The organism is Sphingomonas montana (assembly GCF_001956315.1).
GTDB classification, from domain to species: Bacteria; Pseudomonadota; Alphaproteobacteria; order Sphingomonadales; family Sphingomonadaceae; genus Sphingomonas_R; species Sphingomonas_R montana.
Genome location: NZ_KV887144.1, coordinates 289,906 through 302,497 on the forward strand (window position 1 = coordinate 289,906; position 12,592 = coordinate 302,497).

The 12,592-nt window shown below is 66.6% G+C and carries 7 protein-coding genes; 4 read left to right on the forward strand and 3 right to left on the reverse strand.

The window, feature by feature from the left end; all coding sequences use genetic code 11:
- Positions 1-35 precede the first annotated feature (35 nt).
- Complete coding sequence (locus BKY59_RS06065) at positions 36-701, forward strand: response regulator (protein ID WP_206362023.1); 666 nt, start codon at positions 36-38, stop codon at positions 699-701.
- A complete protein-coding gene (locus tag BKY59_RS06070; RefSeq protein ID WP_076069491.1) occupies positions 691-2,109 on the forward strand; it encodes a sensor histidine kinase in 1,419 nt (472 codons plus the stop codon). Before BKY59_RS06065 ends, BKY59_RS06070 begins: the two co-directional genes overlap by 11 nt.
- Positions 2,110-2,388: 279 nt before the next feature.
- Here the strand turns inward: BKY59_RS06070 and BKY59_RS18205 are convergent, their stop codons facing one another.
- Positions 2,389-7,794, reverse strand: coding sequence for a Calx-beta domain-containing protein (locus BKY59_RS18205; protein WP_076069495.1), 5,406 nt, complete (start codon positions 7,792-7,794; stop codon positions 2,389-2,391).
- Between the two features lie 190 nt (positions 7,795-7,984).
- Positions 7,985-9,109: a calcium-binding protein gene (locus tag BKY59_RS06080; protein WP_076069499.1), complete on the reverse strand. Its 1,125-nt coding sequence runs from the start codon at positions 9,107-9,109 to the stop codon at positions 7,985-7,987.
- A 558-nt stretch (positions 9,110-9,667) separates the two neighbouring features.
- On the opposite strand from BKY59_RS06080, the gene BKY59_RS06085 reads away from it, so the two are divergent.
- On the forward strand, positions 9,668-10,642 hold the full coding sequence (locus tag BKY59_RS06085) for an alpha/beta hydrolase (RefSeq protein WP_076069502.1): 975 nt from the start codon (positions 9,668-9,670) through the stop codon (positions 10,640-10,642).
- On the forward strand, positions 10,639-11,442 hold the full coding sequence (locus tag BKY59_RS06090) for a GDSL-type esterase/lipase family protein (protein WP_076069504.1): 804 nt from the start codon (positions 10,639-10,641) through the stop codon (positions 11,440-11,442). Before BKY59_RS06085 ends, BKY59_RS06090 begins: the two co-directional genes overlap by 4 nt.
- Positions 11,443-11,906: 464 nt before the next feature.
- Here the strand turns inward: BKY59_RS06090 and BKY59_RS06095 are convergent, their stop codons facing one another.
- Positions 11,907-12,380, reverse strand: a complete 474-nt coding sequence (locus tag BKY59_RS06095) for a DUF5597 domain-containing protein (RefSeq protein ID WP_129586217.1) — start codon at positions 12,378-12,380, stop codon at positions 11,907-11,909.
- Positions 12,381-12,592: the final 212 nt, after the last annotated feature.

Below are 12,592 nucleotides of genomic sequence, written 5' to 3' on the forward strand. Positions count from 1 at the left end.
TTTCACGCCGCCCCGCGCGGACGATCGGCGGCGTCATGCGCATCCTGATGATCGAGGATGACGCCGCCCTGGCCCGCAGCATCGCGGCGCTGCTGCGGGCGGGCGGCAACGCGGTCGATCATGTAGCGACCGGAGCGGAGGCGCTGGCGGTCGTGGCGGGGGAACCCTACGCCCTCGTCATCCTGGACGTCGGCCTGCCCGATATCGACGGTTTCACAGTGCTGGAACGGTTGCGCCGCCGCGGCGACAAAGTGCCCGTCCTGATGCTCACCGCGCGCGACGCGCTGGACGACCGGGTCCGCGGGCTGGATCTTGGGGCCGACGACTATCTGCGCAAACCGTTCGAACCGGAGGAGCTGGAGGCACGCGTCCGGGCGCTGGGCCGGCGGCGCGGCGGCGATCCGCTCCCCACTTTGTCGGTCGGCGCGCTGACCATCAACCGGTCGAGCGGCGGGGCGGACGTCGCCGGCCGCCGGCTGGACCTGCGCCGCCGCGAACGCGCCGTCCTGGAAGCCCTGGCGACGCGCGCCGGGCGGGTCGTGCCGCGCGAACTGCTGATCGGCGAAGTGTTCGGGTTCGACGAACCGGTCGGCGACAACGCGATCGAGGTGCATGTCACGCGGCTGCGCGGCAAGCTTGCGCCGGATGGCCCGATGATCCGCACGGTCCGCGGCGTCGGATATATGCTCGATGCGGGCTGACCCGCGCGTCCCGTCGCTGCGCACGCGGTTGCTCGTGGCAATGGTCGGCCCGCTGCTGCTGGCCGCGGTCGTCATCGGCCTGGCCGGCGCGACGCTGATCGCCGACGTCGTCCGCCGGGCAAGCGACCGCGTGCTGGGCGGGGCGCTGGGCGCGATCGCCGAAACCGTCCAGGTCGAACGGGGCGAGGTAACGCTGGATCTGCCCGCCGCCGCGTTCGGGATGCTGGAAAATGGCGAGCGCGACAATGTCTACTACCGGATCGCGGTCGGCGACGCGTTGCTGACCGGCTATGCCGACCTGCCCGCCCCGAATCCCGCGGCGTTGGCAGTGGACGTGCCGCGGTACCGCTTTGCGCGCTATCGCGGGCAGGACATACGCATCGCGGAGGTCCGGCGGTCGCTGCCGCGGATTGACGCGCCGGTCGTTGTCCAGATCGCCGAGACGCTCGACAATCGCGGCGCACTCAACCGGCGGCTGATGCTGGCGCTGCTGGTCGGCGAGTGTGTTCTGGTCGGGGCTGCGGCGCTGCTGCTGCGGCCTGCGCTCGGCTGGAGCCTGCGTCCGCTCGCCCGGCTGCGCGATGCGGTGGAGACGCGCGACGAACGCGCCCGGCCGGACTTTTCCCCGCTCGATGCCGGGCCGCTGCCCGCCGAACTACGCCCGCTGGCCAGTGCGTTCGACCGGTTGCTGGCGCAGCTCGATACGATGACCGGCGGGGTCCGGCGCTTCACCGCTGATGCGTCGCACCAGATGCGCACGCCGCTGTCGGTGCTGAAGGTGCAGGTGGCGCTCGCGCGGCGCGGTTCGCACGCCGAACGCGGCGACGCACTGGCCGAGATCGCGGAGGCCGTGACCCGGCTGGAACGGCTCGTGACGCAGCTGCTGGCGCTGGCCCGGGCAGAGGAAGCGGGCATGTCCGCCCCGCTGGAGGCGGTCGACCTGCGCGAGGTCGCCGCCGCGGTCATCACCCGGCAGGTTCATCAGGCGGTCGATGCGGGGGTCGATCTCACGCTGGATTGCGATGCCGCGTCCGGCATGGTGGTCTCCGGTCACCGCACGCTGATCTTCGAAATCCTGTCCAACCTGATCGACAACGGCATCCGCTACAACCACCGCGGCGGCACGGTGGCGGTCGCGATCCGCGCCACACCGGTCGAAACGACGGTCAGCGTCGCCGACGACGGCCGCGGCATCGCGCCCGAACATCGCGAAACGGTGTTCGACCGCTTCGCCCGGCTCGACCCCGCCGCCACGCCCAACGGCAGCGGCCTGGGCCTCGCCATCGTCCGTTCCGCCGCCGCCCGCCTGAACGCGACCGTCACGTTCGGCGATAGCGCCGTCGGCACCACAATCATCCTGCGCTTTCCGCGAGCTGACGACGGCGATGTGGCGTCAGGAAATGCCTGAGCTCTTTTAGGACCCGGATGCGGACCGGGGACCGGATCCAGCCGCTGCACCCGTGCTGTCGGCATTTTTTTCTGACCCCACATCAATCCGTTTGGTTCGAGCGTGTCGAGAACTGGCGCGGTGTTCTCGACAGGCTCGAGCCAAACGGGATGGCTGGAGACGAAATCGACCAGCTTGATGATCGTCATCTCCGATCAAGTCCGGGATGACGAGGGCAGTAGTCGGATGGGCGGGTCGACCTACCCCGCGACGGGTCCTTGCCCGCCGCGGGAAACCGTATCATCCGAAGACGATGTCGCTCAGCACGATCGCGTTCTGACCGTTGAACAGGATCTGCATGTCGAACACGCCGTCGCCGCCCAGGTCGATATCCAGAGCCGTATCGAACTCGCTGTTGGTAAAGGTGAACACCGACTGCGCGTTGGCCAGTCCGGTAAGATCGACACGGTCCACACCGGACTGGAAATCCTGAATATTGTCGGTGTCGTTCGCGACCGAGTCTCCCTGCAGGACATAACGGAACGTATCCGCCCCCGCCCCGCCGAACAGAACATCCGAGTTCAGGCCGCCCTGCAGGAGGTCGTCGCCGCTGCCAGCGATGATGAAGTCCCCGTCACGACCGCCATAAAGGAAGTCGTTCCCGTCGCCGCCATCCAGCACATCCATGTCCTGGTTACCGAACAACGTATCGGAACCGGTGCCGCCCGTGAGGAAGTCTATGCCGAAGCCGCCGGTCAGGAGATCGTCGCCGTCACCGCCATCTATGCTGTTACCAACGCCGTCACCGGTCATGACGTCGCCGAACCGGCTGCCGGACAGATTCTCGATATCGAACAGCGTGTCCGTCCCCGCCCCGCCGGTCGCCTGCGCCACGCCCTGTTGCAGCAATGAGACGGTAACACCCTGTGTGGCATTGAAGTAACCGGCCGTATCGCTGTCCCCGCCGCCGCTGATGCTGTCGTCGCCCTTGCCCCCTTCAAGGTAGTCGCGGGACTCTCCGCCGATCAGCATGTCGTCGCCCTGTCCGCCGTACAATGCGTTCACGCCGCTGCCGCCTTCCAGCATGTCGTTACCCTGGTTGCCGAACAGTTCGTCATTGCCGCCGCCGCCGGCCAGCCGGTCGTTGCCGAACCCGCCGCTCAGCACGTTTTCACCCGCATCGCCGATCAGAACATCGTCGAAACCGCTACCGATCAGGTTCTCGATCGCCACCAGCGTATCGACGCCCGCGCCGGTCGTGTTCTGCGCGCTGCCGGACAGGCGAAGATCGACCGTCACTCCCGACGCGTTAGAATAAGACGCGGTGTCGATACCCTCGCCGCCATCGACTAGATCGTCGCCGCGGCCACCCTCCAGCACGTCGTCGCCTGCGTCCCCGCGCAGCTGGTCGTCGTCCTGACCGCCGTACAGCGTGTCGTTGCCCGCGCCGCCGGACAGCGCATCATTGCCCTGGTTGCCGAACAGCGTGTCGACGCCCTCGCCACCGACGAGCGTGTCGTTGCCCTCCAGCCCGGTCAGCACGTCGTTGCCGGCCAGACCGCTCAGCACGTCCGCACCGGTGGTGCCGGTCAGCACGTCGTTACCGAGCGAGCCGGGGTTGCGCGGTACGTTCAGCACGGCGACGACCTGGTCATGGTCGGTCGCGCGCCCAGCCGAGTCCGGCTGCTCCGAATTATAGTGGACGACGTCGAACGCCGCGCCGCTCGCCAGCCCGCCGCTGACCAGGATGTTGTCGAACGCCTGGACGTTGCCTTCGAACAGATAGGAGTAACGCTCCTCTTCCGGCAGCAGGTCGTACAGGTTGGTCAGCACCCCGCCGGCGGTCAGCGCGCGCTGGCCGTCCTCGTAATAATATCCGTTGAAGTCGCCCAGCACCGCGATGTTGAGTGCCGGGTCGGCCGCCAGCAGACCGTCGACATAGGCGCGCAACTGCGTGTTCTGCGCGGTGCGGGCGCCGTCGCCGGCCTGGAACGGAGGCTGCGTATCGCCGAAGAAGCCGTCCGATCCGCCGCGCGACGTGAAGTGCACGTTGATCGCCGTCACCGTCTGCCCGTTGAACGAGAAATCGGCCGCCAGGGGCGAACGCGTGCCCGCATAGGCCGAACCCGGCACCGCCACCGCACTGTCCGCGATGTAGCCGACCCGGTCGCTATTATAGAGGAAGCCGTTGCGAATGTTGCCGCCCGGTTCGCCGCCCGTCGAATTGGGCGAGGCCGGCGTGACCTCGACATAGCTGTACCGCGCGCCGCCGATCGCCACGATCGCGTCGATCAGCACCTGCGCCGTGGCCGCACCCGACAGGTCGGACCCGTTGCCGGCCCCGTCCGCATCCTGAATTTCCTGCAACCCGATAATGTCGGGCGCCTGCAGCGCGTAGAGGATCTCCTCGGCGATCAGCGTGAACTTGGCCGCGCCGTCGCCGGGATCGAGATTTTCGACGTTGAAGCTGCCAATCGAAACCTGGTCCGCGCCGCCGACGAGCTCCGTGGTCTCACGGGTCGGCAGCGGCGCGTCGGTCACGACAGACACCGCCTCGGTCACCAGCACTTCATAGGTCGAGAAGGCATAGTTCATGATGCCGGTGACGTTGCCGAGCTGGTCGCCTTGCGTGTGCCCGGGGGCGTAGCCGGCGAACAGGTCGCTGTCGGCGTCGATCTGCAGACGCTCGGGGTTGTTGTCCCCTTCGGACAGCGTGATGCCGCCGCGCGCGTTCATACCGGTCGCGCCCTCGCCGCCCGATGCCACAACGAAGGTTTCGCCGAAGCTGTTGGTCGCGGCCACGACCTGCGGCCGGTCAACCGTGACCCGCATGCCTTCCATGCTCTCGTAGAAATCCAGACCGTCGAGATCGGGATCGAACGAGGTCAGCCCGTCGTCGTCGATCACTTCGGACGGAGCCAGCCGGCCGCCGACCCCGATCATCACCGCGTCGGGCAGTGCATTGTTCTGCGACACGACCGAGATCGTCGTCGGTGCCGTGATCTGGGTCAGGCTGAGCGCACCCACCCCGCCGACGAATTCGGCGACCGTGCCGGTGACGTTCAGCCGATCGCCGATCGCGACGGTCGGCCGTGTGCCGGTGAACACAAGCACCGCGTCCGACGTTGCGGTGTTGCCGTCGCCCATGGCGGCCTGGATGTAGAAGCCGTTATTGTCGACCGCGGTCACGATGCCGCCGGTGGTGACGACCTGCCCCACATATTCCGAACGGTGCCCCGCGCCCTGGATATCGTAGATTTCCAGGCTCAGCGGATCGTCGTTCACGATCGTGCCGACCGCGATATCGTCGGCGATGCTGATGTTGCCGAGCGGGTTGGCCAGCCGGACGTTCAGCGTCTCGTTGAACTCCCCGCTGACGTCGCCCAAAATGTCAATCACGATCCGCTGCGACGACACGCCTTCGGCAAAGGTTACGGTGCCGGACAGCGCCGTGTCCGGCGCGAGATCATTGCTGTCCGCACTGCCCGTCAGGTTCAGGAAATACTCGACCGACGCCGTGCTGGCGCCGCCGCCGGCACGCGTCGCGGTGAAGACAAGCTGCGCGCTGCCTGCATTGCCCTCCACAACGCTGGCATCGCCGATCCGGACGACACCCGGTGCGTTGGCGGAGAGGAAATTCTGGCCGGTGTTCAGCTGGCCGAACGTGTTCTGCTGCGCCGCTGCCCAGGTGAAGTCGCTGTAGTTGGATCCGTCGCCGGTCAGTTGCAGCGAGAAACCGTCCGCCACGCCCTCTTCCGCAACGCCGATGTCGGTACTGGTCAGCCCCGTGGCCGCGCCGCCGGTCGCCACGACCGTGCCCTCGTAAGACAGGAACTGGACGACCTGCGCGCCCGGCGCGACCAGCGCGATCGCGTCCGGCGCGCCGTTCTGGATACCGCCGGCCGGACCCGCGAACGACAGCGTGCCGTAGCCGTCATCCTGGTTCGCGATCACGCCGCTCAGCGCCTGCGTGGCGTAAACCCCGCCGCCATTGCCGTTGTAGAACACCAGCGACCAGCCGGTCAGGTCGGTGCCGGCGATCCCGGCGACCTCGACCCCCTCGCCCGCGTCGGTGCCGGCGTCATCATAATGGATTTCGTTGATGAAGACGCCGGGCGCGTCGTCGTTGCGGATCGTGCCGACCGCCGATGCATCGCCCAGCGCCGCGCCGACCGGGGCAGACAATGTCACGCCGAACGTCTCGTCGCCCTCGAACTGCGCGTCGCCCGCGACCTGGACGATGATGGTAGCGCTCGTCGCGCCGTCCGCGAATTCGACCGTGCCGGACAGCGTCTGGGCGGCGAGATCGTCCGTCGATGCAGTGCCGTTCAGCATGACCATGTAGCTGGCCGATGCCGCACCGCTGCTGCCGCCGTCGCGCGTGACGGTGAAGGTGAGCGCGGTGATGCCCGATGCACCTTCGAAGGCCGCAGCGTCCGCCACCGACAGCGTGCCGGCCGGGCCGGGGACGTCGTCGTTCAGAATCGTGCCGACAGCGCTGCCGTCCGCAATGGTGGCCCCGGTCGCCGTCGTGGACAGCGTGATGCCGAACGTCTCGTCGCCCTCGACCAGCAGGTCGCCGTTGACCGCGATGGTAACGGTCTGGCTGGTCTGGCCGTCCTCGAACCGCACGGTGCCCGCCGCCGCGTCCAGATCTGCGGCGTCGGCGCTGCCGTCCAGCGCGATGGCGTAGGACAGGTCGACCGCGCCGGTGCTGCTGTCGGCGCGCGTCACGGTGAACGTCATCTGCGTGATGCCGGCATTGCCCTCCGCCACGCTGGCGTCCGCAATCGAGAACGTCCCGACCGGCGGCGCTGCGTCATCGTTCAGGATCGTGCCGGTCGCCTGCGCGTCCGAAATCGTGCCCATGCTGGCGTTCGACAGCGTGACCGAGAAGGTCTCGTCAGCCTCGAACGTCGTATCGCCGTTCGCTGCGATCGTGACCCGCGCCTCGGTCTGCCCGTCCGCGAAACTGACCTGACCGGTGAACGCACCGGCCAGATCGTCCTGGCCCGCCGTGCCGATAATGACGACATAGTCCAGCGTGGCCGCACCAGCGCTGCCGCCGCTGCGCTGCACGACGAATTCAATCGCCGTGGTCCCGGTATTGCCTTCCTGCACGCTGGCATCGGCGATCGCAAAGCTGCCTGCCCCGTCGCCACTGGTGACGCTGAAACCGACCGGATAGGCGATGCCAAAGGCGTCGTCCTGCGTCCAGAGCCCCGCGTTGGCGATGTTCGCCAGGATCTCCGCGCGCGTGCCGTCCAGCGGGCCGCTGTAAGCGGCGTTGTCTGCCGCAAATGCCAGCGCGGTTTCACCGAAGATGAGCCCGGTCGGGACGGCGGAGGTGTTCGCGTTGCTCGCCGTGTCGGCATAATTTGCGTTGCCGTCGGCGAAATCGATGGCGAACAGCGGGGTCGGCGTGGCTGCGTCGCCGCTATAGGCGATGATCTGGTCGCCGTTCGTCGACGGGTTGAACGCACTGGTCAGGCCGGAGATCGTCACCACGGTACCGATCGCGGTGCCGGCCGGCACGACGTAGGGCACGACACCTTCGCCGACCCGGAAACCACCGGTCGCCAGCCAGCCACTGTCGGTGAAATTGATCGTTTCGCCCGACAGGTCCGCCAGGATCACGAACGAAAAGGATTTGATCCCCGCATCCGCACCATATCCGACAATCGCGATATCACCGACTTGCGCCATGCCCAGTTTCCTCACCTGTGGGCGGGCCGCATAATACGGAACGCACGAAGGCGCATTGCCTTCGTGCGTTCCGCCCGGTCCCGCCATCATGGTAAATGTCTCTGTCAGGCCCATGCGCTATTTTTGTGACATGGCCGGGCCTGTGTCGCGGCCCGGTCATGCTTTTCCGACAAGGCAGGTGTCCGGGCGATCAGCCCCAGAAGATGTCGCTGGCCACGATCGCATCGGCCCCGGCGACCGTGATCTGCATGTCCGCGGCCCCGTCGTTGCCGAGGTCAATCGTGACGAAGCTCATCCCGCCCACATTGGCGATCGATGCCGTACCGGATGCGCCCGTACCCAGGAAGGAAAGGTCGATCCGGTCAATTCCAGACTGGAAATCCAGGATCGTGTCGGCGGCATCGGGTGCGGAGTCCGCCAGCAACGCGAAGCGGAAACTGTCCGCCCCCACACCACCGATCAGCAAGTCGGCACCGAGCCCCCCCTGCAACACGTCGTTCCCCGCGCCGCCATCGACCATGTCCTCATTCTGCCCGCCGAACAGAGTGTCGTTCCCGTCCCCGCCCCACATGGTGTCGCGTCCCATATTGCCGAACAGGGTGTCGTTGCCGTCCTGACCGAACAACGTGTCCGTCCCCTCGCCGCCATTCAGCGTATCGTCGCCCGAACCACCGAACAGGAGGTCGTTGCCGGCCTGACCGAACAACTGGTCCGCACCTGCTCCGCCGTCCAGCCTGTTGTCGCGGCCATCTCCGCTCAGGCTGTCGCCAAACGCCGAGCCGAGCAGGTTCTCGATGCCGACCAGCGTATCGAACCCGGCCCCGCCGGTATTCTGCGACTCGCCCTGCAGTTCCAGGCTGACCGTCACGCCGCTGGTGACATTGGTGGTGGAATAGCCCGCCGTATCGCCGAAACCGTCGATGATCCCCAGGACACCGCCCCCGTCGATGAAATCGTTGCCGACGCCACCTTCGATCACGTCCGATCCGGTCCCGCCGGAGATTATGTCATCGCCCTGGCCACCGTACAGAGCATCGTCGCCAAAGCTTCCGTCGAGGAAGTCATTGCCCGCATTGCCGAACAACTGGTCGTTGCCGGAACCGCCGTTCAGCGTATCGATGCCGCCATTGCCCGTCAGGATATCGTTCCCGCCGAAGCCGGAGATCAGGTCGCCATCGTTACCGCCGGTCAGGACATCGTTGCCCTCGGTGCCCAAGATGGGGAGCGTGATCAACGCCGTATCGAACAGGGATCCGTCGACATATCGGTCCGACTGCGCGCCGTTGAAGCCATACTGGGAACGGACTGCTTTCATGATCGGCTCTCCTGTCAGTTGGCACTCCGTAAGCGGAGGTGCCGGGAGAGGACAATCTGGTGCCACTAGTTTTAACATATCAACACATAACTGATAGCCAATAGAGAGATGATATTCGACATAGGTCTAGTTATACTACTTAACTAGATTTTTACTGAGATTTATGTGAGGAATTATATGGCCCCTTACAACTTTTGTATAGCTTTGATCGACGGGTCCAGCCAGTGCCGTCACGCCCTGCCCATGGGATCGTTGCGCATTTCGGCGTCCCGACGATCCGAATTTACCGTTCGGTCCATCTGGTTCGCGCCTGTCGGGAACGTCGCGCCGCAAGCGCGATGGATTCATCGCGGAATATAGGGGCGCCCTGGCGGTTAGCGGTTGTCATCGGCCGCCGGACTGGCGAAAGTCACGTCAAGCGAGGGTTAGGGAAGCGATGTCGATCAGAGCGCGCGAGGGCTGCTTTCGGACCATCGTCCTGTCGCCTGCGCCGGCACTGCTGGCGGCCGCCCCGCCCCGTGCGGACCAGCCGACTGCCCGACATGAGGAACCCGAAGCATGATTCTGTCGCGACGTACCGTCCTTGGCGGTGCAACCCTGCTGGCCGCGAAAGCCGCACCGATAGCGGCGCAGATCGCCCGGACGGACGAAGTTGTCGATCTGTGGCGCGGCCCCCCGCCCGGCAGCCGCGGCGCGGCGATCGTGCGGAAGGTGAACGAACGATCGAAGGACCCGGCCCATCCGGACCGCTGGATCACCGGCATTGCACGCCCCGTGATGATCGTGCGGCGCCCGGCGCAGCCCAACGGATCGGCGGTCCTGCTGATGCCGGGCGGCGGATACGGGTTCCTGTCCTACGACAATGAGGGGGTGGAACAGGCGGCGTGGCTGAACGCGCGCGGCGTCACCGCATTCATTCTGCTCTACCGCCTGCCGGGCGAAGGGTGGGACGGCCGCGCCGACGTACCGCTGCAGGATGCGCAGCGGGCGATACGCCTGATCCGCGCAAACGCGACCCGTTATGCCGTCCGTCCGGATCGGATCGCGATCCTCGGCTTCTCGGCCGGCGGGCATCTGGCCGGGTCGCTCGCGACGCGGCACGCCGAACCCGTCTATGCGCCGGTCGATGCCGCGGACCGGATGAGCGCGCGCCCGGACCTGGCGGGGCTGATCTACCCGGTGGTCAGCTTGGACGCCGCCTTCACGCATGGCGGGTCGCGCGACAATCTGCTCGGGCCGGATTCCGGCACGACGGATCGGCAGGCGCAATCGGTCGAGCAGCGGGTCGATGCCGCCACCCCGCCGCTGTTCCTGGCGCATGCGGCCGACGACGGATTGGTCCCACCCGCGAACAGCGTCGCCCTGTGGACCGCGATGCAGGCGGCGCGACGCCCGGTGGCGATGCACATCTTCGAGGACGGCGGCCACGGTTTCGGCACCCGCCTGCCCGCCGCGCAGTCGGCGTCGGCATGGCCGCGCCTGTTCGCGACCTTCGCGGCGCGGCAGGGCATATTTCCCGCCCCGACGGCATGAGGCGGTTGTGCCTGGCAGTCCTGCTGCTGGCGGTGCCGGCGGCTGCGGCGGCTGACGCGGACTATCGCAGTGCGCCGGCACGCCGGACCGTGGCGGAAAAGGATTGGGGACCGGTACTTGGTCCGTACCGCGCCAGTCTCGTACCCAGCCTGATGCAGGATTTCGGTGAACGCTACATCTACCAGCCGGCCAATGCACGGCTGCCCGCACCGCGGCCGGGCGAGCGCCGCGTGGTGTTCCTGGGAGATTCGATCACCGATCGCTGGAATCTCGCAACCAGCTTCCCCGGCCGGCCCTATGTCAATCGCGGAATCGGCAGCCAGGTTACCGCGCAGATGCTGCTGCGCTTCCATCAGGACGTGATCGCGCTGCGCCCCGCCGCCGTGGTGATCCTGGCGGGCGTCAACGACGTGCAGGGTTTCCTGCAACGTGAAACCCCCGAACAGATTGAGGCGAACTGGGAGGCGATGGCCGACCTCGCCGAAGCGCACGGCATCGCGGTGGTGTTCGGGTCGCTGCTGCCGGTCAACAACTATACAGATGCCGCGCGCGACGTGCCAAAGGAACGTGACCCGGCCAAGCTGCGCGCGCTGAACGCCTGGCTGCGCGCCTTCTGCGACCGGCGCGGCCATGGCTATGCCGATTATCATGCCGCGCTGGTCGACAGCGCCGGGATGCTCGGCCGGGACTATGCCACCGACGGCCTCCATCCCCTCGACAGCGGCTATGCCCGCATGGTCCCCGTCGCCGATCGCGCGATCCGCGCGGCCCTGGCACGCCCGCTCAACCGGAGACGGTAGCCCGCGCAAGGACCAAAGCTGTAAGACACATTGGCTGCTGCGCCAAACCGACCCGATCGCCAGGTAAAGGCCTGACATCTGCTATTCGACGGGGGTTGATTTGAACCAGAGTGTGTTACGCCAGATCAAGATAGAATCGGGTTCACCCGTGCCCTGAACTCCGTTTGGCGCGGATCAGCTAAGGCATGACCGTATCGACCAGGTAAGCTCCGGCCCGTTTGGTTCGAGCTTGTCGAGAACGCTGCGCAGGGTTCTCAACAGGCTCTAACCAAACGGCACTGGGACTGGGTGAACCACTTGATGCGGTCCCGTTCCAACATCGCGCGTTCTGGAACCCGTCCATCCCGAGCGAAGTCGAGGGACCGTTCGAACCTGGTTGAGAAGCCGACAGCACCTTTCGGCTGCGGTCGGCAAGGTGCCTCGATTTCGCTCGGCAGAGATGGATTTCTAGAATCGGTTCCAGCCTAGCGATACCGGCCCATCGTCACCTTCAACAGGACAGGCCGGTCCAGCAGGTTCAGTCCGTAATCGGTCTGGTCGCCGTTCCATATCCGGCTGGTCTTCCAGCGTCCGCGATCGAATGTCCCTTCCTCGACCCGGACGACCATGCCGTTTGCCGGCCCCCCTGCCCGTCCGCCGAACTGCAGGCGGACATAGTCGCCGACCAGCAGGAATTCGTTCGGCGACAGCTGCGCCACCGCGACACCGCCGACCGGCTGGTCCGCCCAGGCAGGCGTGTCGGACGTGATCGAGGTCCAGTCCTTCTGCCCGAACTGCCACTGCCGAAGCTGGCGGTGATCGTCCAGTCGCCCATCGTCGCCCTTGGCCACGCCCCATGTCGGCCGGTCGCGCGCGATCCGCGCTACGCATATCGGATCCCTTTCCAGGGCCGCTGTTGCGGTACCCTCTCCCTTGGCGGGCACAGGTCGGTCGAACATCACCCGCACCGGCGAGTACCGCTACCATAATTCAACACTGTGCCGCTCGTCAGGACGGACCGGCATGTCGGCCGTGCCGGGTATGCGCGCGGACCCGCTTATTGTTAGCGGCGCGCAATTCGGCGGTGGCGCCGCGTGCTCGCCGAACCTAATGTCCGGTACAGCGAGCCGGTCCATGGACGACCGGGCCTGACCGGGTTTCGGCGGGAAGA

What these genes read in the sequence shown, in the direction of transcription:
- BKY59_RS06090 (WP_076069504.1), top strand. Translation starts at nt 10,639, where the DNA reads ATGAGGCGGTTGTGCCTGGCAGTCCTGCTGCTGGCGGTGCCGGCGGCT.
- BKY59_RS06085 (WP_076069502.1), top strand. Translation starts at nt 9,668, where the DNA reads ATGATTCTGTCGCGACGTACCGTCCTTGGCGGTGCAACCCTGCTGGCC.
- BKY59_RS18205 (WP_076069495.1), bottom strand. Translation starts at nt 7,794, where the DNA reads ATGGCGCAAGTCGGTGATATCGCGATTGTCGGATATGGTGCGGATGCG.
- BKY59_RS06065 (WP_206362023.1), top strand. Translation starts at nt 36, where the DNA reads ATGCGCATCCTGATGATCGAGGATGACGCCGCCCTGGCCCGCAGCATC.
- BKY59_RS06080 (WP_076069499.1), bottom strand. Translation starts at nt 9,109, where the DNA reads ATGAAAGCAGTCCGTTCCCAGTATGGCTTCAACGGCGCGCAGTCGGAC.
- BKY59_RS06095 (WP_129586217.1), bottom strand. Translation starts at nt 12,380, where the DNA reads ATGTTCGACCGACCTGTGCCCGCCAAGGGAGAGGGTACCGCAACAGCG.
- BKY59_RS06070 (WP_076069491.1), top strand. Translation starts at nt 691, where the DNA reads ATGCGGGCTGACCCGCGCGTCCCGTCGCTGCGCACGCGGTTGCTCGTG.